Below are 23,501 nucleotides of genomic sequence, written 5' to 3'. Positions count from 1 at the left end.
GCGCTTTCCTTAAAATAAACCGAGATAGATGGCGGCTAACAAGGAGTACCTTGCTGCTTTGCCTAAAAATATCAAAACCATACACGGCAGAAATTTCATCCTTAACCATCCTGCCGCTAAACATAGCGGGTCACCAATCACTGGTAACCAGCTAAAGAACAATCCCCAATATCCATACTTGGACAGCCATTTAAGTGCCGTATGGCCGTGTTTTTCATCTTTTGTCTTATTTGGAATCCAAAGCCCAAGCCAATAGTTGGTCAATCCACCAAGCGTGTTACCAATCGTGGCGACAATAATGATGGAAGTAGCGGAATACTGGTTTAACGAGAGGGTCGCGATCAATCCAGCTTCAGAGCCCCCCGGCAAGAGGGTAGCGCTAAGAAATCCAGTAATGAACAACACCCATAATGCGGAGTCAGAAAACCATAGTGCTAAATTTTCAAAGGCTGCATTAAATGCCTCTAGCATGTCATATCAAGCAATACCTTGCCTCGTGTCCGTCCGGATTCAACTTGTCGGTGGGCATCCACAACCTCGTCCATCGGATAAACATGTTGAATTTCTGTTTTTAGCAGACCAACCCCCACCATATAAAGTAAGGTGTCGAGCTGCTCACGATCCGGCTCCACCAGCATGCCACTAGCATCAAAACCAAGCAGTTTTGCTTTCTCACAAATCAACTCAGCCGTTATGGTCGGAACGGTGATCACTCGGGCGTTATCAGTCAAACATTTCAGAGCATCTAAAGCGGCGTCACCACCGACAAGATCGATCAACACATCCACATCTTCAACACGTTCTGACACTGGCGCAAATTGATAGTTCACTGCATGTGCTCCCAGCGTCGCGAGGTAGTCTAAATTCCGCTCACTGCAGGTGGTAAAGACTTCGGCTTTGGTTGCTACGGCGATTTGTACCGCTATGTGGCCAACACCACCTGCACCAGCGAGAATCAACACTCGGTCGCCTTCAGTAACATTAGCCTTGCTTAATGCTTGAGCCGCCGTTTGCCCTGCCAGAGGAAGTGCAGCCGCAGCTTCTAAAGTCACTGAATTGGGAATACGGCTGAGAGCTGACTCAGGAACACAAAGGTATTGGCTGTAACCACCACCACGAGCTGGAAATCCAATGAAACCAGCAACCTCGTCCCCGACTTCAAAACGTGATGTCCCTTTCCCACAAGACGCCACTTTGCCAGAAACGTCATACCCCGGAACCCAAGGAAGGTTATCTTTATTTTGTGCGGCCGCCCAACCTAACCCCGCGCGCGTTTTCACGTCGATAGGATTAATGCCTGAATAGGCGACTTTTATGAGGATTTCACCCTTTTGAGGTGAGGGTGTTGGTGCGGTTTGAATGGCGAGAACGTCTGCATCGCCAAACTTAGTAATCACTATCTGTTTGTGTTCCATAGCCCATTCCCTGCGAGAAAACAAAAAGGGATGCGAAAGCATCCCTTTGACTATAAACCATTTTGTTTACCGAAGTTAATCGTCAATTTGTAAATTGGTGGATAATTCTATGTCGTAGCGTATCCACCAAAAATCGAACAAGACGATTAGCCTACTAGCGCTAACAAGATACCAGCCGCGACTGCGGAACCAAGTACACCGGCTACGTTTGGCCCCATCGCATGCATCAACAGGAAGTTTTGTGGGTTCGCTTCTAAGCCAACTTTGTTCACAACACGAGCTGCCATTGGTACCGCAGAAACACCCGCAGCACCGATAAGTGGGTTGATGTCTTCTTTCGAGAACTTGTTGAGAAGCTTCGCCATCAGAACACCTGCACCAGTACCTATACTGAATGCCACTGCGCCTAAACCCAGAATGCCAAGTGTTTCTAGATTCAAAAACTGTTCAGCTTGCAGTTTAGAGCCGACACCAAGACCTAAGAAGATGGTCACGATGTTGATCAGCTCGTTTTGAGCGGTTTTGGATAAACGATCCACTACACCCGCTTCGCGCATCAAATTGCCTAAACAGAACATACCAACCAAAGGTGTAGCCGATGGCAGGAATAGAATTGTCATCAGCAACACAGCAAGTGGGAACAGTACTTTTTCCCACTTACCGACATGACGCAGTTGAGCCATTTTAATTTGACGCTCTTCTTTGGTCGTAAGTGCTTTCATGATCGGAGGCTGAATAATCGGCACCAACGCCATGTAGCTGTATGCCGCAACGGCGATCGCACCAAGTAGGTCCGGAGACAGTTTACTTGCTAAGAAAATCGCCGTAGGTCCATCTGCACCACCAATGATGGCGATAGACGATGCATCAGCCATGGAGAATTCCATACCAGGAACGTAGTTAAGTAAAATCGCGCCAAATAGTGTCGCAAAAATACCAAACTGAGCAGCGGCCCCTAACCACAACGTTTTCGGGTTCGCAATTAAGGCACCAAAGTCCGTCATCGCACCGACACCCATGAAGATCAAGAGTGGGAAGACACCTGATTCGATCCCGATGTAATACACGTAGTAAAGCAAGCCACCTGGGTCAGTAAAGCCTGCATTTGGAATGTTAGCCAAGATGGCACCAAAACCAATAGGCAATAGCAACAATGGCTCAAAGCCTTTTTTGATCGCCAAAAACAGCAGTGCACAACCAACCAACATCATACAGATTTGGCCGAACTCAAAGTTCGCGATCCCTGTTTCTGACCATAAGGTCATCAATCCGTCCATGATACTCCCTTATGCTAAGCTCAGAAGCGGTGAACCAACAGTAACGGCATCACCTTCTTTCACATTCAGCTCTTGCACTACGCCACCACGAGCCGCGCGAACTTCGGTTTCCATCTTCATCGCTTCTAAGATAAGCAGAACATCCCCTTCAGAAACTTCAGCGCCTGGCTGAACATTCACTTTAAAGATGTTACCGGCAAGCGGTGCCGGTACTGCTTCCGCAGAAGTATTTACTGGAGCTACGGGAGCACTTGGTTGTACTGGAGCTGCTGAAACATTTGGAGTAACAGACGCCAGCTGTCCTTGTGGGCCGACTTCCACTTCGTACACTTGGCCATCCACACGAACGCTATAAGTCTCAACACCACCGGTTGCTACTGGAGTTACCGGAGCTGCTGGTTTCGCTGACTCTAGCGTTGGAGCAGGTTCAAACGCATCTGGGTTGTCACGGTTCTTAAGGAATTTGAGACCAACTTGAGGGAACAAAGCATACGTCAATACGTCATCCACACGCTCACTTGCCAACTTGATACCATCAGACTGTGCTTTCTCCATCAAATCGACAGTAAGCGTCTCCATTTCAGGTTTCAATAGATCAGCAGGACGACACGTGATCGCCTCTTTTCCATCAAGAACTTTTGCTTGCAGATCGGCGTTCAATGCGGCAGGTGCTGCACCGTATTCACCTTTTAATAAGCCTGCGGTTTCTTTCGTGATGCTCTTATAACGTTCACCTGTCAGCACGTTAATAACGGCTTGGGTGCCGACAATCTGTGAGGTTGGTGTTACTAGGGGAATAAAGCCAAGATCTTCACGCACGCGTGGGATCTCTTCCAGAACTTCATCAAGACGGTCTGCCGCCCCTTGTTCTTTAAGTTGGCCTTCCATGTTGGTTAACATGCCACCAGGAACCTGAGCAATGAGGATACGAGAATCCACCCCTTTCAATTGCCCTTCCCATTTCGCGTACTTCTTGCGCACTTCACGGAAGTAAGCCGCAATAGGCTCAATTTGGTCCAGTTTTAAGTTGGTATCACGCTCTGTACCTTGCAACATCGCTACCACAGTTTCTGTCGGCGTATGGCCATAAGTACAACTCATTGAAGAGATCGCGGTATCAAGGATATCAATTCCGGCTTCTACGGCCTTCACAGCAGTCGCGGTTGATAACCCCGTCGTTGCATGACAGTGAAGCGCTAGTGGCACATCACAGGATGCTTTGATGCGAGTGATCAGCTCTTCTGCTTCATAAGGCTTGAGCAAACCAGACATGTCTTTGATACACAGAGAGTGACAACCGAGGTCTTCTAAGCGTTTTGCTAAATCCACCCACGTCTCTGTGTTATGCACTGGGCTGGTCGTGTAAGACAGCGTACCCTGAGCATGTGCACCAACATCCACAGCAGCCTTAACAGCCGTTTGAAAGTTTCGTACGTCATTCATTGCGTCGAAAATACGGAACACATCCATTCCGTTAACGTGTGCACGCTCAACAAACTTCTCTACTACGTCATCAGCATAATGGCGGTATCCTAAAAGGTTTTGACCACGAAGTAGCATTTGCATCGGCGTGTTTGGCATTGCTTTTTTTAACTCACGTAGACGCTCCCATGGGTCTTCTCCCAGAAATCGAATACAAGAATCAAAAGTTGCGCCACCCCAGGTCTCTAATGACCAGTAACCAACTTTGTCCAATTCCGCTGCGATAGGCAGCATATCTTCGATACGCATACGCGTAGCAAACAGTGATTGATGGGCGTCACGAAGGACCACATCCGTAATAGCTAGTGGTTTAGACATGCTCTTAAACTCCTTTTTAATCCTATCTTTCGGCTACTTCGCGACAGAGGCGCGATGTTTATGAATCGCCGCCGAAATCGCCGCCACTACTTGTGGACTAACAGCTGAAGAGGTTGATTGAACGTTGGTGCGTGTTTTTGGTGCTGCGATCGGCTCAGGTACTTCTTCTGGTACCAATCTCGACAAAAGCCGAACGAGATAAACTAGAATGGTGAGGAAAATAAATACGACCGCCATCCCTGTTAGCATCAGGGTGGCCGCATCTACTAGCAGGCTTCCTATATTCGTCATGTTGCTTCCTTTCTTTGTCATCCTGACAATGCGCAGGACTCTAATAGCGTCAAATCCCGACCAATGGATTATCTCGATTGGTTAAATTTTGTCAATTTTGTTTAAGGAAGCTTTTAATTAATCTTTAATATTGATTATTTATTCACTACCCAGATCACAATTCGAGAGAAAATCATCGTTGAACATAAGAATGTTTAACTTATAACCACACTAAATTAAAGTGATTATAAAAACTGCGATTGGTATTTCAAAAAATCAATCTAAATGAAGGCAGAAAATAAAATAAAAACAGAAACCTATGTCGATTTAACCAAATTAAAACAACTGATTTACAATTTATTTCTTAAGTAATCACACCAAAAGTAAAATGCGAATAAGGTGATACGAGCAAAGGTTTGCCCCTCGGGTTGTGAAACTAGCCGCTCTTGAATGAGCTTATGATTATTTACGCATTCTTTTTTGAGTACTTATTGTGCGGTTAACCCCCCGTTCATCCGCACTATCTTGATAGCATCATGACGGCAATGTACATCCAATTTCTTGTACAACTTATAGATATGGCTTTTCACCGTACTCTCTGACAAAAACAACTGTGAAGCGATCTGCTGGTTTGATATTCCATAAGCCAGCAACTCTAAAATTTGCCTCTCACGACTGGTTAGCGAATCATGTTGGCATTCCATCGAAACATTCGAGTGTCTGTAGTTGTTGATTAACGTTTCTAAATACACCCTTGGTAACCACAATCCTCCTTGAAATATATATTCCACACTCTCGCTTATGTGGGACACAGAAGCACTTTGTAGCAAAATGCCTTTAAGTAGCTTCCATCGCAACAATTCATTTTCAACGCTCTCGCTTGGTACGTTATGAATCATTAGCGGCCAACCGAATAAATCAAAATCCGGGAGCAAACCTCTGGATTCAAGTCGCCTCATAAAGTCATAGTCAATAAACACAAGATCGATGCTCATGGTATGACTGCGAAAGACGGCCTCTTCTGGTAAACACGTTCTGACTTTTACATCAGGTGCGATTGATAATTGCCCCTCTATTAAACTGGTTTGAAGATTATTCTCCGCTAGAAGGAGAAGATGTTTGGTTCCCATAGTATCCACCACTGTTTGCTGACACCTTTACTACCTACCTCCATGTGCCAGTGTTTTCTGATCACCACATTGATGATCAATAAAATTATCAATAGAGAAAATATAGCAGTTCAGGCTGACTTTACGGGCACACCTACGACGTAAAATAACCAAAAGGATTGAGCATTTTTAAATGTAGAGTCGACACCTTTCCACCCAACCTAATTTAACTGCTTGTTCTTACTGACACCTTCAATTCAGGGGTCTAAACATCGACTTAACCGCTGGGATTTTAGGCTGAGTCATCTGATGAGCAAAAACCTACTTTTTCAGCCTTATTAGTCAGATATTTTCATACTTGAAGCACCCTAATGAGAGCTATTCTCACTAAGTTGATGATAAAAATTAGCTTTTATCAGTAAGCCAACTAGCTTCTATTCTTCATTCAACTCACTACTGATAGTTTTCTCATTCATAAGAAACGCCCCCAAAAACCCTTACCTATAATTCTCTCGCTTCCGCAGTTAAGGAGGCAGCAAGAAGTTTACGTGCAGTCATTTTTAATTAGGAAATATCAGGAAATGGAGTAATCAACATGACTCTTAACAAAACAGGGCTTGCTATCGCAATGTCAGCGATTCTTTTTAGTGGTTCAGTATTAGCTGCTAACGGTATTGATGATGGCGATGACAATAAGCAATGGACGAACAGCGCAAACACGGCAACACAAACCACTACACAAACGAACAGCAGCACAAATGACGCCAGCAGTGCTGATGCAAATACAAATCGTAGTTACAACAACAACAGTACGAATAATGCGAACGACAGTTCTGATTCAAGCATGAACACGACTCGGAGTAACAACGACAACAGTGATAACAGCGACAGTAGCAATGCAAGTACTAACGGTAGCTACAATAACAGTAGTACCAACAATGCGAATGACAATTCAGATTCAAGCATGAACACCACGCGTAGTAACAACGACAACAGTGACCACAACGCGAGCACCAACCAAAGCAATAATGACAACAGCAGTAGCTATGCGAACGATAACTCCAACTCAAGTACGAATGGCAGTTACAACGACAACAGCGATAACCGTGACCAAGCAGACTACCGAGATCAATCAGATAACCGTGACCAAAGCGATAGCAGCGACAACAGCAGTAGTTACGCAAACGACAACTCTGATTCCAGCATGAACACTACACGTAGTAATAACGACAATAGTGATTCAAGCACAACCACTCGTCGTAGTAACAACGATAACAGTGATTCAAGCGTTAATGACAGCAACAACGACAATAGTGACAACCGTAGTTACGCTGACAATAACTCGGACAATCGTGATCAAAGTGATAATCGTGATCAAAGCGATAACCGAAGCTACGCGAACGACAACAGCGATAGCAGCACAAACGATAGCTACAACGACAACAGTGACTCAAGCACAACCAACACGGACAGCTTCAACCAAATCAACATGGATACAGATATGGTCGTAGCAAACTCGGAAGTGATGGGGCAAGTTCACTCAGCATCGGTCACTTACGATGCAGGAGAGAAAGACGCAAAAGTGAAAGTTGAAAACGTGAATAACCTTGGCGGTTTAGATAGTGCTGCGGGTATTACAACTGTGGCACAAAATGCCGGAGCGAACTCACTGATTCAACAGTCTGTTGCTACCAATGCCAGTGTGTTTACCGGTGGTGAGTAAAGGAAGCTAGGAGAAAGCGATGCGTTTGGCACTGTGTACCTTGGGTATGATAGTTGCTTTTTCCGCACACGCAGAAGACATAACGTTATCTGATGAAAGTGTCAGTCTAGAAGCAATGAATGAAGCACGAGGTGGCCAGAATGTTGAGCTAGACCTTGTTTATGCAGAATCAGATGTAGATGGCATTTCTTCAGATAACGTAGCGACCAATACCGTGAGCGGAAACAACATACTCTCACCAGGAGCGTTCGCAGACAGTTCAGGGATATCGAGCGTGATTCAGAATACTGGTAACAACGTTCTAATCCAGAACTCAACCGTCGTTAACCTGACACTCAAGTAAATATTGATATGAAAGTTTGGCAAAACTTACCTTGGCTGTTGCTGGCTCTGTCAGCTTCAGCCAATTCATTGGAGTTTCTCCCTCATCGGGGACATTTTTCTGTGCCTGTTAAAAGCTACAAAGAAATCGTATTTGGTGATGTATTTCGTCAACAGTATGATTTCAGTTGTGGTTCAGCAGCACTGGCCTCTCTATTGACCTATCACTATCAAACCCCTTCGTCAGAACAAGATATTTTTAAAAGCATGTACGACAAGGGAGATAAAAAGAAGATCAAAGAGAAAGGCTTTTCACTACTAGACATGAAAGTTTACCTCGATTCCATTGGACTTAACTCAGACGGCTTTCAAGTAGGATTAGAAAAGATTCGCAATGTAGGGGTCCCAGGGATCACACTCGTCAATTTTGATGGTTACATGCACTTCGTGGTGATCAGAGGAATGAACGCAGACTCCGTGATCTTAGGCGATCCCTCTCGGGGCACCATGATCATGAAATACGAAGAGTTCCAGAAATACTATCAAGGGATTGTGCTTCTAATCCGTAACGAAGCTGAAGTTGGTCGATCTGGTTTTATTACTGACGATAAGTTTGCTATTTATCATTCCTCTCCCCTAGAAAGCGGTGTGCAAAGAGATTCTCTCGGTGTGTTTAGCATTACGCTCCCCGTCGCTGGAGAGAACTAGATGAGGTGTGGTTATGAGGCTACCTAAGTGGATTCTGACATGCGGTGTTTTGACTTCGACACTTTCTCTAGCGAATGAAGTGGATCTAACGGGGTTAACCCCACTTCCACCGAATTCGTTGTCCGAACTTCGTGGTGGCTTTCAAGTCACTGACGATTACATCATCAACATCGGATTAAGTATTACCACCACAATCAATGGACAAGATATCCTAAATACCACCATTGCCAATTTAGTTATTGAGAATGGCCACCTTACCAATATTAGCGGCAGCAATAGCTCAGATGGTCTAGGTAACCCTCTCGATCAAGGCATCGTCAACATCATTCAATTTGGCGAAGGCAACTTTATAAGTGATAACCGCGCAAACTCACCAGATGTGACGAACCCGAATCAACCAAATATCATTAGCTCAGAATTCATCAATTCCAGCATCATCAACATCATTCAAAACACCACAGATAACAGTGTGATTGGTTTAAGTACACTGGTCGACATCGATGCGCAAGTGAGTGGCGTAATGCAACAAATTCGTGCAAACCAGCAACTAGAAGACGCACTGTTGAATCACCTCCAATAATTTCCAACAAGAAGCGCTTGTACAAAAAAGGGCTGTCATCACAACAACCCTTAAATTCCTCTGTATTCACCTACTACAGATTAAATGGCACACGAATCGTTAATTGAAAATCTGGGGTATCTTCGGTTAATCCAGCTTGCGCACTTACGTTGAGCGATGCTCTAGGGCTAAAGGCATAATTAACACCGAACGTCAGTGCATCCAATTGAAGTAACTTCGCGTCATCAGCCGAGCTGCCGTTCACTTTACTTTTCAAAATCGTTTTGTGGCTTAACCCTAACGAAAAAGACAAGTCTGGATTGACGGCAAAGCCCATCCCTCCCGCTAACGCAATGGTATCACCAAGATCAACGTCTGCTTTGGTATCTCCAACAGTAACATTCTCTTCCAAGTTATAGATGTAGCTCAGGCTTGCATACAGCACCGCTGGGTCTGTTGGGTAGATCATTGAAATGTTGGGTTCAAAACTCCAAAAACCAGATCCCGTCGGCACATCACTAAAGGAATTACTGCCTTCGTCTATAGAAACATCGTAAGGCGAACGCCCAGTATCGGATTTGACTCTTAAACCACCGACCCAATAAGGTGCACTATCAAAATTAAACTGGTGGCGAATCGCAAGCTCAACATCTCCCATCCCACCACCATCGATTGTTGTATTGACCACGTCAGCATTCGAACCGTCCTGAATAGGGCGCGTTGCAATCTGGTCGTTTCGATAAACGTAGGGTAACCGAACCTCCAATTCCGTAGCGTTGGTCAAACCATAGCGAGCGGTTAAGCCAACCGTAACTGTAGTTCTATCAGCATCACTGACCTCAATTCGTCCCACGATCAACGTTGGTAACACGGTATAACCAACCACAGAGACCTTATTTGAAGAGTTTTGCGTGTAGCTGAGTGATGTGTCGAATGACCACTGTCCTCGCGGCGTGAGCACTCCTGGGCGGTCTATAACATCACTGACGGTCTGAGCCCGTTGAGGAATATCATCGCCTTCCGAGCTATTTGCGGTTTGAGCTACACATACCAACCCAAGAGTGCAGCCAATCAGAGTCTTCCCTAACATCGAGTAATCCTTTCTTGTGGCGGTTATAAACGATTAGGTTAGATCTGAAGGTTTAGCAATGAGTTGATGGCAAGAAGTCGCACAATCTTAAAACAGAAACGCTGGAATGACTGAGGACAGTATCGATAAGAAAGGGGCCAGTTCTCAGATACAAAAAAGCCCCGCATAAGCGAGGCTTTTTCTAAAGAGTGGCGCGTCCTGGAGGATTCGAACCTCCGACCGCCTGGTTCGTAGCCAGGTACTCTATCCAGCTGAGCTAAGGACGCACGGTTTTTGATATCAGTATTCCCAATATCAGGAGTTCATTAAGAAACCCTAAAGAGTGGCGCGTCCTGGAGGATTCGAACCTCCGACCGCCTGGTTCGTAGCCAGGTACTCTATCCAGCTGAGCTAAGGACGCGCAGTTTTCGATATCAGTATTCCCAATATCAGGAGTTCACTAAGGAAACCCTAAAGAGTGGCGCGTCCTGGAGGATTCGAACCTCCGACCGCCTGGTTCGTAGCCAGGTACTCTATCCAGCTGAGCTAAGGACGCGCAGTTTTCGATATCAGTATTCCCAATATCAGGAGTTCACTAGGAAACCCTAAAGAGTGGCGCGTCCTGGAGGATTCGAACCTCCGACCGCCTGGTTCGTAGCCAGGTACTCTATCCAGCTGAGCTAAGGACGCGCAGTTTTCGATATCGGTATTCCCAATATCAGGAGTTCACTAGGAAACCCTAAAGAGTGGCGCGTCCTGGAGGATTCGAACCTCCGACCGCCTGGTTCGTAGCCAGGTACTCTATCCAGCTGAGCTAAGGACGCGCAGTTTTCGATATCGGTATTCCCAATATCAGGAGTTCACTAGGAAACCCTAAAGAGTGGCGCGTCCTGGAGGATTCGAACCTCCGACCGCCTGGTTCGTAGCCAGGTACTCTATCCAGCTGAGCTAAGGACGCGCAATAATCTTTATTTTACTTTGTATAACCCGTTTATCAAACGAATTATTAAATAGTGGCGCGTCCTGGAGGATTCGAACCTCCGACCGCCTGGTTCGTAGCCAGGAACTCTATCCAGCTGAGCTAAGGACGCGCAATTCTTCTTGCTAGGAAGGTGTGAAGTACATCACATTTCATTTCTTACGAAACAAAAAAAAGGCCAACGGGCCAGTCAATGAATGGCGGTGAAGGAGGGATTCGAACCCTCGATACGGGATAAACCGTATACTCCCTTAGCAGGGGAGCGCCTTCAGCCTCTCGGCCACCTCACCGTTTTCATTGTTATATCTCAAAAGAGATATGGCGCGTCCTGGAGGATTCGAACCTCCGACCGCCTGGTTCGTAGCCAGGTACTCTATCCAGCTGAGCTAAGGACGCACTTTTGTTGATAAATCAACGTTGCAAGAATGGCGGTGAAGGAGGGATTCGAACCCTCGATACGGGATAAACCGTATACTCCCTTAGCAGGGGAGCGCCTTCAGCCTCTCGGCCACCTCACCGTCTTGCGGAGGCACATATTACGTTTTACCGAAAATATGTCAAACACTTTCTTTGAAAAAAAACGCAAAAATCGCTTAACCGATGCGGATTTAATCAAAGTGATTATTAAACAAACTTTATCACTCTATTATGATGAAAAAAAGAGAATCTTCTCTTAAAAAATGACATTTATCTAAAACTAAAAAGGCCAGCCCAATGGCTAGCCTTTTTCATTCAAACTAAGCTCTATAAACAGGAGCAGCTTAGTAGTTACCAGAAGCAACGTTACCATTGCCTTTTTCAGCTTGAATGCGCATGTAGATTTCTTCACGGTGAACTGAAACCTCTTTCGGAGCGTTAACGCCGATACGTACTTGGTTACCTTTAACACCTAGTACAGTTACAGTCACTTCATCACCAATCATCAGTGTTTCGCCTACGCGGCGAGTCAAAATTAGCATTCTTTGCTCCTTGAGTAATCTCTAAATTTTCTTGCTACAAAGCTATTATCCAACAAAAGTTATATTTTCGTAAACTACCTTGTTACGGAAAATTAGCCTAAAAAGGCATGTTTTTGCTGAATGCTTAATGCTTCACTCGATCTAATGTAAGCATCATGGAGAATATTTGCTGCTGTATCCACACACTCTGGTGGTAAGACTAGCATCATAGTGAGTGCATTCGTTGAGCAGAAATTAATTGCAATATCTTGCTGTGCCAACAAATCGCATGCGTGCTCAACCATTCCATTGGCTTCAAGCCCCACTGCGGTCAACAGGCTTACTACTTCACTATTACGGATTTTATCGCTGAACACCAGATCCAACTTGGCACATGCATCTTGTTTTATCATGATACCTGTTCGTTCTGTTTCCTCGATCACATTCCAAATGTCGATGCCTAACATCTGACATTGCTTTGCGACACTAGACAGGTGGTCACTGTCGACTTCAATTATGGCAAGGTCACGTTGAATCGCTATACCGGAAACGGCTTGCTTACCCGCCTCCCCTTTCACCAAACTGCCTTCATTAATATCGAAGGTCGAAAGCACACGTAGTGGCACATTATTCTTCCATGCGTATTGCACAGAAGGTAGATGCAGTACCTTCGCTCCTCGGCTCGCCATCGCCTCCATAGAAGGAAAATCGATAACGTCCAATTTCTGAGCGTTTTTCACTACACGAGGGTCACAAGTATATATACCATCAACGTCGGTAAAGATTTGGCACTCATCAGCACTTAACGCGCCTGCAAGTGTCACTGCGCTCGTATCAGAGCCACCTCGACCTAATGTGGTGATATCCCCATTTTCATTCACACCTTGGAAACCTGCCACGATAACGATTTGATCTTGCTTAAGTAAGTCAAAGATCGTAGAAGTATCAATGTGCTTAATCGTCGCGTCATTGTGTTGATTGTCCGTCACAATGTTCGCTTGTGCTCCGGTAAGTGAGCGAGCAGCATAACCCAATTTATTAAGGGTCATTGCCAGTAGTGCCATCGACACTTGCTCACCAGCAGAGAGCAAAACATCAAGTTCTCGAGCTGTTGGAACGCTATCTATTTGGTTAGCTAGATCCATCAATCGATTTGTTTCGCCTGACATTGCAGACACAACAACGACAACTTGATTACCATCATCTTTCGCCTTAATGATGTGTTCAGCGACTTGGTGGATTCTCTCAATTGAACCCACAGAAGTTCCGCCAAACTTTTGCACGATAAGGGGCTTTTTCACCAGTCTTCACCTTCCCAAGACCAAAGTCTCATTAGGACCACTTCATATTCTATTGATTGCAAAATTATATAAGCGGTAGTTACAACAAAAACCAAGTGACGTAAATGACCTGGTTAAAATACGGTCAATTAAACCACTTGGTTACTATAAAAAAATTACGCTCAATCAAATAACTTTGATTGAGCGTAAAGGATGTTAAAAGCTTATAAGCGCTCTTCTAGCCATGGCTGTACTGATTGAATCGCTTCTGGTAGTGCAGATACATCTGTACCACCAGCTTGCGCCATATCAGGACGACCACCGCCTTTACCGCCAACTTGCTCAGCAACCATCTTAACTAGGTCACCTGCTTTCACTTTACCGATAAGGTCTTTGGTTACGCCTGCAATCAGACCGATCTTGTCATCGTTCACGTTAGCAAGAAGGATTACACCGCTACCTACTTGGTTCTTGATGTCATCAACCATAGTACGTAGGTTCTTGTTATCTGCGCCTTCTAGAGCAGCAATCAGTACTTTAGTACCGTTGATATCCTGAACTTTACCCATGATGTTTGCGCTTTCTGCCGCAGCCATCTTGTCTTTCAGTTTCTGGATTTCTTTCTCTAGAGATTTTGCTTTCTGCGCTGATTCAGCCAGTTTCTCTTCGTACTTAGCCGCTTGAGCTTCGATTGCGTCTAGCGCACCTTCACCCGTTACCGCTTCGATACGACGGATACCTGCTGCGATACCACCTTCAGATGTGATCTTGAATAGACCGATGTCACCTGTGTTTGAAGCGTGGATACCACCACAAAGTTCAGTAGAAAAGTCACCCATAGACAGTACACGTACTTCGTCATCGTACTTCTCGCCGAACAACGCCATTGCGCCTTTCTTCTTAGCAGACTCGATATCCATCACGTTAGTTTCAATCGTGTGGTTGCGACGAATTTGAGCATTTACTAGACGCTCAACTTCTTTTAGCTCGGCTGCCGTTACCGCTTCTAAGTGTGAGAAGTCGAAACGTAGGCTATCCGCTTTTACTAGAGAGCCTTTCTGCGTTACGTGCTCACCAAGTAATTGGCGAAGTGCAGCATGCAGCAAGTGCGTTGCTGAGTGGTTTAGAGAGATTGCAGCGCGACGCTCTGCGTCAACGATAGTGGCAACTTCATCACCTTTTGCTAGAACGCCTTCAGCCATTACACCGTGGTGTGCGATTGCGTTACCTAGTTTTTGAGTGTCTTCAACACGGAATACACCAGCTTCAGTACGGATCTCACCAGCGTCACCACACTGACCGCCTGACTCTGCGTAGAATGGTGTTTCACCAAGCACGATGATTGCTTTGTCGCCAGCAGATAGAGATTCTACTTCGTTGCCTTCAACGAACATCGCCGCTACAGAGCTAGAGCCTTTAGTACCTGTGTAACCACAGAATTCTGTTTGCGTATCAACTTTGATTGCTGCGTTGTAGTCAGTACCGAAGTTACCAGCTTCACGCGCACGTTGACGCTGCTCTTCCATCGCTTTCTCGAAACCTTCTTCGTCGATTGCAAACTCACGTTCACGTGCAACGTCGTTAGTTAAGTCAGCTGGGAAGCCGTAAGTATCGTAAAGTTTAAATACGGTTTCGCCGTCTAGTACTTTACCGTCCGTTCCTTGCGAAGAAATGTTATCTAGTGCTTCATTTAGAATCGCCATACCGCGCTCAAGTGTACGACCGAAGTTTTCTTCTTCGATACGCAGTACTTTTTCAACCACAGCTTGTTGACGCTTCAGCTCTTCACCAGCCGTACCCATGATTTCCGCTAGTACACCAACCAGTTTGTGGAAGAATGCACCTTGTGCGCCCAGCTTGTTACCGTGACGAACTGCACGACGGATGATACGACGTAGAACGTAACCACGACCTTCGTTTGAAGGCATAACGCCATCAACGATCAGGAATGAACATGAACGGATGTGGTCAGCGATAACGCGTAGCGATTGGTTTGATAGATCTTCGTAGCCAATCACTTCAGCAGCAGCTTTGATAAGAGCTTGGAATACATCGATTTCGTAGTTTGAGTGAACGCCTTGCATAATTGCAGAGATACGCTCGATACCCATACCAGTATCTACCGATGGCTTTGGTAGCGGTTCCATAGTGCCGTCTGCGTGACGGTTGAACTGCATGAATACGTTGTTCCAGATCTCGATGAAACGGTCACCATCTTCTTCTGGTGTGCCAGGACGGCCACCCCAGATGTGCTCTCCGTGATCGTAGAAGATTTCAGTACATGGACCACAAGGACCTGTGTCACCCATTTGCCAGAAGTTATCTGACTCGTATGGTTTACCACCTTTCTTGTCGCCAATGCGAATAATGCGGTCTGCTGGAACGCCTACTTTTTGGTTCCAGATATCGAATGCTTCGTCGTCTGTTTCGTAAACTGTTACGAGTAGACGGTCTGCTGGCAGCTTAAGGGTTACTGTTAGGAATTCCCAAGCGAACGCGATAGCGTCTTCTTTGAAGTAATCGCCAAAGCTGAAGTTACCTAGCATTTCAAAGAATGTGTGGTGACGAGCAGTGAAGCCAACGTTTTCCAGGTCGTTGTGTTTACCACCAGCACGTACACAACGTTGAGCCGTAGTCGCTCGAGTGTAGGCTCGTTTTTCTAAGCCTAAGAAACAATCTTTAAATTGGTTCATACCCGCGTTTGTGAACAGCAGGGTTGGGTCGTTATGTGGAACTAACGATGAACTTTCTACGATTTGGTGTCCTTTGCTCTCAAAGAACTTGAGGAACGCGTTACGAACCTCATCAGTGCTCATGTACATGCAGCTCTTCCTGAAAATAGTCGAGTTAGAATTTTGCCGTATTGTAGATCATGCAATCAGCTACGACTAGTTTTCTTGCGGAAAAGAGGCATTAGAGGAAAAAATTTGAAGCAAAACAAAAAACAGTGTGAGCTACTGACCGCTAATCTTCGTCATCAAAGCTCAACGCATAGCTGATTTGGTCAAAACTATAGCCACGATATTGCATAAATCGCACCTGTTTAGCGTATTCTTTCTGGTCTTTGGCTTTCATTCCTTTGAATTTCTTCTCAGCCGCCGTTCTTGCCAGTTCAAACCAGTCTTGTGGTTCCTCTTCCATCGCTGTTTCAATGATGGATTCAGCCACGCGTTTTTGATTCAACTCCTGTCGAATTCTCCTTTTACCATGCCCTTTATAGACGTGTTGGCGAATCTGACTTTTGGCATAACGTAAGTCATCTAAGTAATTGTGGTCGAGGCAAAAGTTGATGGCCACTTCGATATCGGCCTCTTCATAACCTTTTAGAGCCAGCTTTTGATAGAGCTCGTATTGTCCATGATCACGACGGCTTAGTAGCTGAATCGCCGCTTCTTTGCTCGACAACGTCGGAGCTTGACGCTTTTGGTACATGATGATCCTAAAACTATTTTTGCTGTACAGACTCTAAAACAATCGTAGTAAATAACTGCTCACTCACCTACTTACTGGGATTGATATTAATCTGCCCTTTATTTTTAACGGTTTTGATTTCAGCAGATACAACAAAGCCCCGCATCGCAGGGCTTTGTTAGATATTAATTGAAGAAAAGATTAAAACTCTTCTTCTTGCTCTGATTTTTCACCGGCTTCTGGCGCTTCAGGTAAAGCAGGAGAAAGTAGCATTTCACGTAGCTTAGCATCGATAGTCTTTGCCACTTCGGTGTGCTCACGTAGGTAGTTACAAGCGTTCGCTTTACCTTGACCGATCTTATCGCCTTGGTAGCTGTACCATGCACCCGCTTTTTCTACTAGCTTGTGCTTAACGCCTAGGTCGACTAATTCACCTTCACGATTGAAGCCTTGGCCATACATGATTTGCGTATTCGCTTCTTTAAACGGTGCAGCAATCTTGTTTTTAACCACTTTAATGCGCGTTTCGTTACCCACAACTTCATCGCCTTCTTTGATTGCGCCAGTACGGCGGATATCTAGACGAACAGAAGCGTAGAATTTAAGAGCGTTACCACCAGTAGTGGTTTCAGGGTTACCGAACATCACACCAATCTTCATACGAATTTGGTTGATGAAGATACACATACAGTTAGACTGCTTTAGGTTACCTGTAAGCTTACGCATTGCTTGAGAAAGCATACGAGCTTGAAGACCCATGTGGCTGTCGCCCATTTCGCCTTCAATTTCAGCCTTTGGAGTAAGTGCCGCAACAGAGTCGACAACCATGACGTCGATAGCACCAGAACGTGCAAGTGCGTCACAAATCTCAAGAGCTTGCTCACCCGTATCAGGCTGAGAAACAAGTAGAGCATCGATATCAACACCTAGTTTCTTCGCGTATACAGGATCTAGCGCGTGCTCCGCATCGATAAATGCACAAGTTTTACCTTCACGTTGCGCTGCTGCAATAAGCTCTAGAGTTAGCGTTGTTTTACCTGAAGATTCTGGACCGTAAACTTCTACGATACGACCCATTGGCAGACCACCAGCACCCAAAGCGATATCAAGAGAAAGAGAACCCGTTGAGATGGTTTCTACGTCCATTGCGCGGTTATCACCAAGGCGCATGATAGAGCCTTTACCGAATTGCTTTTCAATTTGACCTAGCGCAGCGGCGAGCGCTTTCTGTTTGTTCTCGTCCATTACTTTCTCCGATTTATTCATCTTCTTTGGGCGATGAATCATAATTCATTTTTCTTGAGCAGAAGAACTGCTCATCAATGAAAGTCATTATACTGTTGATTCATACAGTGTCTATACCTGTATGAAAAAAATTTGGCAGACTTAAACCTACTATTTGCTCCAGCCCTTATCAAAACTGGGCTACGACAATTAAAGAAATTCTAGATCAAATACTGATGCAGTTGAGTCAGTGCATGCTCAATCGCTTTTTTGCGAACTTGCGCACGATCACCAGTAAAATGCATGGTTTCCACTTGCTGCCAATTCTGATTATCTGCAAAGGCAAAACAAACCGTCCCAACAGGCTTTTCTTCGCTTCCACCGCTAGGGCCAGCTATACCACTTATCGAGACTCCAATAGTTGCATTTGAATGATTTAGGGCGCCCAGCACCATTTCAATCACGACTGGCTCACTCACAGCACCGTGCGCTTCTAATGTTGAAGCTTGTACACCAAGCATTTCCATTTTAGCTTCATTGCTGTAGGTCACAAATGCGCGGTCTAGCCAAGCAGAGCTACCTGCAATATCAGTGATTGCTGTTGCAACCCCACCTCCAGTGCAAGATTCTGCCGTCGTTAAAATATGCCCATGCTTAGCCAATAATGCCCCTAAATCGGCACTCAATTTTGTTGCTCTTTCCATAGCCAAAAATGCCCTTTGTCTCTTTTTACTTGATAGGGATTCACGTATCCTAAGCCGCTACGGAAATAAACAAAAGTACTTACCTGTGAAAGCTGAACAAAAACACACTCCGATGATGCAGCAATACCTCAAGCTAAAGGCTGAGAATCCTGAAATCTTGCTGTTTTACCGCATGGGCGACTTCTACGAACTCTTCTACGACGATGCAAAACGCGCATCTCAATTGCTTGATATTTCGTTGACTAAACGCGGTGCATCGGCAGGTGAACCTATCCCAATGGCTGGCGTTCCATTCCACGCCGTTGAAGGTTATCTAGCCAAACTTGTTCAGCTTGGTGAGTCTGTGGCGATTTGTGAACAGATTGGCGATCCTGCAACAAGCAAAGGTCCGGTTGAACGTAAAGTAGTACGCATCGTCACGCCAGGTACTGTGACCGACGAAGCTCTGCTATCTGAGCGTATCGATAACCTGATTGCCGCAATCTATCAGCACAATGGTAAATTTGGTTACGCGACGTTGGATGTAACTTCTGGACGCTTCCAATTGGTTGAGCCTGAAACCGAAGAAGCGATGGCAGCAGAACTTCAACGAACGGCCCCACGAGAGCTACTTTTCCCTGAAGATTTTGAGGCCGTTCACCTCATGTCTAACCGTAATGGTAACCGCCGCCGCCCTGTTTGGGAGTTTGAGCTCGATACTGCGAAGCAACAGCTTAACCAACAATTTGGCACTCGTGACTTAGTGGGCTTTGGTGTTGAACACGCATCACTTGGCTTGTGTGCCGCTGGCTGTTTGATTCAATATGTAAAGGACACTCAACGTACTGCCCTGCCACACATTCGTTCACTCACCTACGACAGACAAGATCACTCTGTGATTCTTGACGCAGCGACTCGTCGCAACCTTGAGCTAACACAAAACCTATCAGGTGGCACTGATAACACGCTTGCGGAAGTCTTAGATCATTGTGCAACCGCAATGGGCAGTCGTATGCTCAAGCGCTGGTTACACCAACCAATGCGCTGTATTGATACCTTAAACAATCGCTTAGATGCGATCAGCGAAATCAAAGATCAAAGCTTGTTCACCGACATTCAACCAATTTTCAAACAGATTGGTGATATTGAGCGTATTTTGGCTCGCTTAGCACTTCGTTCTGCTCGTCCTCGCGATATGGCTCGACTGCGTTACGCAATGCAACAACTCCCAGAATTGGAAAGTGTAACGTCTTCTCTGGCGCATCCTTACCTAATTAAATTGGCTCAATTTGCTGCGCCAATGGACGAGGTATGTGACTTACTTGAGCGCGCAATCAAAGAAAACCCACCAGTGGTTATTCGCGAAGGTGGTGTGATTGCAGAGGGCTACAACGCTGAGCTGGACGAATGGCGAAAGCTTGCAGACGGCGCAACCGAGTATCTTGAAAAACTCGAAGCAGACGAACGTGAACGTCATGGTATCGACACCTTAAAAGTTGGCTACAACGCCGTTCACGGCTTCTTCATTCAGGTTAGCCGTGGTCAGAGCCACTTAGTGCCACCGCACTATGTACGTCGCCAAACGCTGAAAAACGCAGAACGCTACATCATTCCTGAGTTGAAAGAGCACGAAGACAAGGTACTAAACTCTAAGTCAAAAGCGCTAGCAGTTGAGAAAAAACTGTGGGAAGAGCTGTTTGATTTGTTGATGCCAAATCTTGAGAAGATGCAAAACCTTGCTTCGGCGATTTCTCAGTTGGACGTACTACAAAACCTAGCCGAGCGTGCAGATTCACTTGATTACTGTCGCCCAACGTTGGACAAAGAAGCAGGCATTAGCATTCAAGCAGGTCGTCACCCTGTCGTGGAGCAAGTAACAAGCGAACCATTTATCGCTAACCCTATTGAACTAAGCTCAAACCGTAAGATGCTGATCATCACCGGTCCAAACATGGGCGGTAAATCGACCTACATGCGCCAGACTGCGTTGATCGCTTTGATGGCTCACATTGGTTCATACGTACCTGCAGAATCAGCTCATATCGGTTCTTTGGATCGCATCTTTACCCGTATCGGTGCATCTGATGATTTGGCATCTGGCCGTTCAACCTTCATGGTAGAAATGACTGAAACCGCCAACATTCTTCACAACGCTACCAAGAACAGTTTGGTGCTGATGGATGAAATTGGTCGCGGTACCAGTACTTATGATGGTCTGTCTTTAGCATGGGCAAGTGCAGAATGGCTTGCAACTCAGATTGGGGCAATGACGCTATTTGCAACGCACTACTTCGAACTGACTGAGCTGCCAAACTTACTGCCAAATCTAGCCAACGTTCACCTTGATGCGGTAGAGCACGGTGACAGCATTGCCTTTATGCACGCGGTACAAGAAGGCGCGGCAAGCAAGTCTTACGGCCTTGCCGTTGCTGGGTTGGCTGGAGTTCCAAAACCCGTGATCAAGAATGCGCGCAACAAACTGTCTCAGCTTGAGCAATTAGGTCAAGGTAATGACTCTTCACGACCAAGTGCTGTCGATGTAGCAAACCAACTAAGCTTGATCCCAGAGCCAAGCGATGTAGAGCAAGCACTGTCGAATATTGATCCTGACGATCTAACGCCACGTCAGGCATTGGAAGAGCTTTACCGCTTGAAGAAGATGCTCTAATCTGACGCATCTTCAATAAAACGCAAAAAGGCTATGGTTTCCCATAGCCTTTTGTTTATTCTAAAGCAGGACTGTCCTAGTCGACTTCCACGTTGAACAGGTTTTCCATGTTCAAACCTTGCTTAATCAAGATTTCGCGCAATCGACGTAAACCTTCAACTTGAATCTGACGTACACGTTCGCGTGTTAGACCAATCTCGCGTCCCACTTCCTCAAGCGTTGATGGCTCGTAGCCAAGTAAACCAAAACGACGAGCAAGCACTTCTTTCTGTTTTGGATTTAGCTCTTCTAGCCAGTCAATCAACGAGGATTTGATGTCATCGTCTTGAGTGGATACTTCAGGATCCGAATTGTTTGCATCAGGAATAATATCCAGTAGCGCTTTCTCGCCATCACCACCGATAGGTGTATCGACAGAGCTGATACGCTCGTTAAGGCGAAGCATTTTACTTACGTCTTCAACTGGAATATCTAGCTGAGCTGCAATTTCTTCTGCCGTTGGTTCATGGTCGAGCTTCTGAGAAAGTTCACGTGCGGTACGCAGATAAATGTTTAGCTCTTTAACCACATGAATTGGCAAACGAATGGTGCGAGTTTGGTTCATCAACGCACGCTCAATCGTTTGGCGAATCCACCACGTTGCGTAGGTTGAAAAACGGAAACCTCGTTCAGGATCAAACTTCTCAACCGCACGGATCAAGCCCAGATTGCCTTCTTCGATAAGATCAAGAAGTGCTAAACCGCGATTGCTGTAACGACGAGAGATCTTCACGACAAGACGTAAATTACTTTCGATCATTCGCTTACGGGCAGCTTCATCACCACGTAATGCTCTACGAGCGTAAAGTACTTCTTCTTCTGCTGTGAGTAGTGGTGAAAAGCCAATTTCGCCTAAGTACAGTTGTGTCGCATCTAGACTTTTATTGCTCGCATCAAACTCTTCGCGAGCTGTTGCTTTGGTTTTTTTAGATGTTTTTTCAAGTTCAGGACTTCCGCTTCCTGTCGTTGCGTTGTCATATTCGAACTCTTCAACTTTGGTGACTGTGTTGCTGATACTCATAACGCCTCCCCCTGGCGAGTTAGCAAACATAACAACTCAATATGTCGCTAAATGATGTCGCAAGTTGTTAATCAAAGTTTTAAGGTAAATATCGTTTTGGATTTACGGATTTACCTTGATAGCGAATTTCAAAGTGGAGCTTAACTGACTTAGAACCAGAACTACCCATGGTAGCGATTTTTTGTCCGCTCTTGACACTTTGTCCTTCTGATACCAGCAATCTGTCATTGTGTGCGTATGCGCTTAAATAATTGTCGTTATGCTTCACTATAATTAGGTTGCCATAACCTCGTAGCGCATTACCTGAGTACACAACAGTGCCGGCCGCGGTTGAAACGATAGGCTGACCACGCTGTCCTGCGATGTCTATGCCTTTATTTCCTTGTTCTCCCGCTGAGAAGTTCTTGATTACTCTCCCTTTTGTTGGCCACAACCACTTTGATACTTTATCGTTTTTCGCCGCAGTTACTGGTGGTTTCGGTTTAACATTCTGATTACCTTTTGACCCAACATACTCCTTTGGTTTGGATTGTTCAACCTTCTTTGGCGGCTGTTTTTGTGCAACTTTAGGCGTAGTGGTCGCAGGCTTTTGAGTAGAGCTTTTACTTGAATTTGACGGCTTTGACGCTGTTGATGTTTTAGTCACTGGCGCTGGTTTTGTCGCAACCACTGGAGGAACAACGGGTTCCACTTTATGACCATATTTTGGAGCAACATATTTCGGTGCCCAAAGTTTTAATCGTTGACCAGGGAAAATCGTATAGGGTGCGTTAAGTTCATTGTAACGAACAAGGTCATTTACATTCTTATCTGTGACATAAGCTATGAAATAAAGTGTATCTCCTTTCTTTACTTCATAATAACTGCCTCTATAACTGCCTCGTTCAACACTAGAATAGTCTTTATTTAAGCTAGAAACAGGCGCAGGCGAATGAGCCGCGCAACCGACAAGTCCCGCAGCTATCAAGCAGCTAATACCAAAACGACGTAAGAACCTATTCACCTGA

At 45.4% G+C, this 23,501-nt stretch carries 20 protein-coding genes and 10 tRNA genes; 5 read left to right on the top strand and 25 right to left on the bottom strand.

What is annotated here, in order from left to right; translation table 11 throughout:
- Positions 1-9: 9 nt before the first annotated feature.
- The 6 genes from ITG12_RS13990 to ITG12_RS13965 all read right to left on the bottom strand — a co-directional run bounded on the left by ITG12_RS13990 (position 10) and on the right by ITG12_RS13965 (position 5,892).
- Positions 10-471, bottom strand: coding sequence for a YqaA family protein (locus tag ITG12_RS13990; protein ID WP_038870456.1), 462 nt, complete (start codon positions 469-471; stop codon positions 10-12).
- Entirely contained in the window at positions 465-1,415 is a 951-nt protein-coding gene (locus tag ITG12_RS13985) for an NADP-dependent oxidoreductase (RefSeq protein ID WP_038878895.1), read from the bottom strand. Before ITG12_RS13985 ends, ITG12_RS13990 begins: the two co-directional genes overlap by 7 nt.
- 146 nt (positions 1,416-1,561) lie before the next feature.
- Positions 1,562-2,692 carry a sodium ion-translocating decarboxylase subunit beta gene (locus tag ITG12_RS13980; RefSeq protein WP_038870452.1) on the bottom strand — a complete coding sequence of 377 codons (1,131 nt, stop codon included), beginning with the start codon at positions 2,690-2,692 and terminating at the stop codon, positions 1,562-1,564.
- A gap of 9 nt (positions 2,693-2,701) precedes the next feature.
- Positions 2,702-4,492: a sodium-extruding oxaloacetate decarboxylase subunit alpha gene (gene oadA / locus ITG12_RS13975; protein WP_248873153.1), complete on the bottom strand. Its 1,791-nt coding sequence runs from the start codon at positions 4,490-4,492 to the stop codon at positions 2,702-2,704.
- Positions 4,493-4,525: 33 nt separating this feature from the next.
- Complete coding sequence (locus ITG12_RS13970) at positions 4,526-4,783, bottom strand: oxaloacetate decarboxylase subunit gamma (RefSeq protein ID WP_038870443.1); 258 nt, start codon at positions 4,781-4,783, stop codon at positions 4,526-4,528.
- Between the two features lie 467 nt (positions 4,784-5,250).
- Entirely contained in the window at positions 5,251-5,892 is a 642-nt protein-coding gene (locus ITG12_RS13965) for a response regulator transcription factor (protein ID WP_038870444.1), read from the bottom strand.
- Positions 5,893-6,466: 574 nt separating this feature from the next.
- Here ITG12_RS13965 and ITG12_RS13960 point away from each other — a divergent pair.
- Genes ITG12_RS13960 through ITG12_RS13945 form a run of 4 tightly spaced genes read left to right on the top strand, consistent with a single transcriptional unit; the run spans position 6,467 to position 9,203 of the window.
- The gene (locus ITG12_RS13960) at positions 6,467-7,594 is read left to right on the top strand and encodes a hypothetical protein (RefSeq protein WP_038870445.1); all 1,128 of its coding nucleotides are present in this window, start codon (positions 6,467-6,469) and stop codon (positions 7,592-7,594) included.
- Positions 7,595-7,613: 19 nt separating this feature from the next.
- Positions 7,614-7,937: a hypothetical protein gene (locus tag ITG12_RS13955; RefSeq protein ID WP_042603125.1), complete on the top strand. Its 324-nt coding sequence runs from the start codon at positions 7,614-7,616 to the stop codon at positions 7,935-7,937.
- Positions 7,938-7,945: 8 nt separating this feature from the next.
- Positions 7,946-8,623, top strand: coding sequence for a C39 family peptidase (locus tag ITG12_RS13950; protein ID WP_005534088.1), 678 nt, complete (start codon positions 7,946-7,948; stop codon positions 8,621-8,623).
- A gap of 13 nt (positions 8,624-8,636) precedes the next feature.
- The gene (locus tag ITG12_RS13945) at positions 8,637-9,203 is read left to right on the top strand and encodes a hypothetical protein (protein WP_042603124.1); all 567 of its coding nucleotides are present in this window, start codon (positions 8,637-8,639) and stop codon (positions 9,201-9,203) included.
- Positions 9,204-9,276: 73 nt separating this feature from the next.
- On the opposite strand, the gene ITG12_RS13940 is transcribed toward ITG12_RS13945, so the two are convergent.
- From ITG12_RS13940 to pncC, 17 genes are all read right to left on the bottom strand, one after another.
- Positions 9,277-10,272 (bottom strand): transporter, encoded by a 996-nt coding sequence (locus tag ITG12_RS13940; RefSeq protein WP_038882253.1) that lies wholly within the window; start codon positions 10,270-10,272, stop codon positions 9,277-9,279.
- A 189-nt stretch (positions 10,273-10,461) separates the two neighbouring features.
- Positions 10,462-10,538: transfer RNA gene (locus tag ITG12_RS13935), tRNA-Arg, on the bottom strand.
- 57 nt (positions 10,539-10,595) lie between these two features.
- Positions 10,596-10,672 (bottom strand) — tRNA-Arg (locus ITG12_RS13930).
- A 58-nt stretch (positions 10,673-10,730) separates the two neighbouring features.
- Positions 10,731-10,807: transfer RNA gene (locus ITG12_RS13925), tRNA-Arg, on the bottom strand.
- Positions 10,808-10,864: 57 nt separating this feature from the next.
- A tRNA-Arg gene (locus tag ITG12_RS13920) sits at positions 10,865-10,941 on the bottom strand.
- A 57-nt stretch (positions 10,942-10,998) separates the two neighbouring features.
- Positions 10,999-11,075 (bottom strand) — tRNA-Arg (locus ITG12_RS13915).
- Positions 11,076-11,132: 57 nt separating this feature from the next.
- Positions 11,133-11,209, bottom strand: a tRNA-Arg gene (locus tag ITG12_RS13910).
- A 56-nt stretch (positions 11,210-11,265) separates the two neighbouring features.
- Positions 11,266-11,342: transfer RNA gene (locus ITG12_RS13905), tRNA-Arg, on the bottom strand.
- Positions 11,343-11,428: 86 nt separating this feature from the next.
- Positions 11,429-11,520 (bottom strand) — tRNA-Ser (locus ITG12_RS13900).
- 29 nt (positions 11,521-11,549) lie between these two features.
- Positions 11,550-11,626, bottom strand: a tRNA-Arg gene (locus tag ITG12_RS13895).
- Between the two features lie 30 nt (positions 11,627-11,656).
- A tRNA-Ser gene (locus tag ITG12_RS13890) sits at positions 11,657-11,748 on the bottom strand.
- Positions 11,749-11,991: 243 nt separating this feature from the next.
- Entirely contained in the window at positions 11,992-12,189 is a 198-nt protein-coding gene (csrA, locus tag ITG12_RS13885) for a carbon storage regulator CsrA (protein ID WP_004415691.1), read from the bottom strand.
- A gap of 92 nt (positions 12,190-12,281) precedes the next feature.
- Positions 12,282-13,469: an aspartate kinase gene (locus ITG12_RS13880; RefSeq protein ID WP_038870262.1), complete on the bottom strand. Its 1,188-nt coding sequence runs from the start codon at positions 13,467-13,469 to the stop codon at positions 12,282-12,284.
- 203 nt (positions 13,470-13,672) lie between these two features.
- Entirely contained in the window at positions 13,673-16,270 is a 2,598-nt protein-coding gene (alaS, locus tag ITG12_RS13875; protein WP_038881218.1) for an alanine--tRNA ligase, read from the bottom strand.
- Between the two features lie 142 nt (positions 16,271-16,412).
- The gene (gene recX / locus ITG12_RS13870; protein WP_248873152.1) at positions 16,413-16,880 is read right to left on the bottom strand and encodes a recombination regulator RecX; all 468 of its coding nucleotides are present in this window, start codon (positions 16,878-16,880) and stop codon (positions 16,413-16,415) included.
- A 180-nt stretch (positions 16,881-17,060) separates the two neighbouring features.
- Positions 17,061-18,104 carry a recombinase RecA gene (gene recA / locus ITG12_RS13865; RefSeq protein WP_038870267.1) on the bottom strand — a complete coding sequence of 348 codons (1,044 nt, stop codon included), beginning with the start codon at positions 18,102-18,104 and terminating at the stop codon, positions 17,061-17,063.
- Positions 18,105-18,304: 200 nt separating this feature from the next.
- Entirely contained in the window at positions 18,305-18,787 is a 483-nt protein-coding gene (gene pncC / locus ITG12_RS13860; protein ID WP_038870269.1) for a nicotinamide-nucleotide amidase, read from the bottom strand.
- An 85-nt stretch (positions 18,788-18,872) separates the two neighbouring features.
- Here pncC and mutS point away from each other — a divergent pair, with 85 nt between their 5' ends.
- Entirely contained in the window at positions 18,873-21,434 is a 2,562-nt protein-coding gene (gene mutS, locus ITG12_RS13855) for a DNA mismatch repair protein MutS (RefSeq protein WP_248873151.1), read from the top strand.
- 76 nt (positions 21,435-21,510) lie between these two features.
- Here the strand turns inward: mutS and rpoS are convergent, their stop codons facing one another.
- Together rpoS and ITG12_RS13845 are read right to left on the bottom strand one after the other, a co-directional pair.
- Positions 21,511-22,494 carry an RNA polymerase sigma factor RpoS gene (gene rpoS / locus ITG12_RS13850; protein ID WP_038870341.1) on the bottom strand — a complete coding sequence of 328 codons (984 nt, stop codon included), beginning with the start codon at positions 22,492-22,494 and terminating at the stop codon, positions 21,511-21,513.
- 79 nt (positions 22,495-22,573) lie between these two features.
- Entirely contained in the window at positions 22,574-23,497 is a 924-nt protein-coding gene (locus ITG12_RS13845) for a peptidoglycan DD-metalloendopeptidase family protein (RefSeq protein ID WP_038870272.1), read from the bottom strand.
- Positions 23,498-23,501 lie beyond the last annotated feature (4 nt).

Origin of the sequence: Vibrio sp. ED002, from assembly GCF_023277445.1 — a bacterium.
GTDB classification, from domain to species: Bacteria; Pseudomonadota; Gammaproteobacteria; order Enterobacterales; family Vibrionaceae; genus Vibrio; species Vibrio jasicida.
This window is presented reverse-complemented; position numbering and strand designations above follow the sequence as displayed.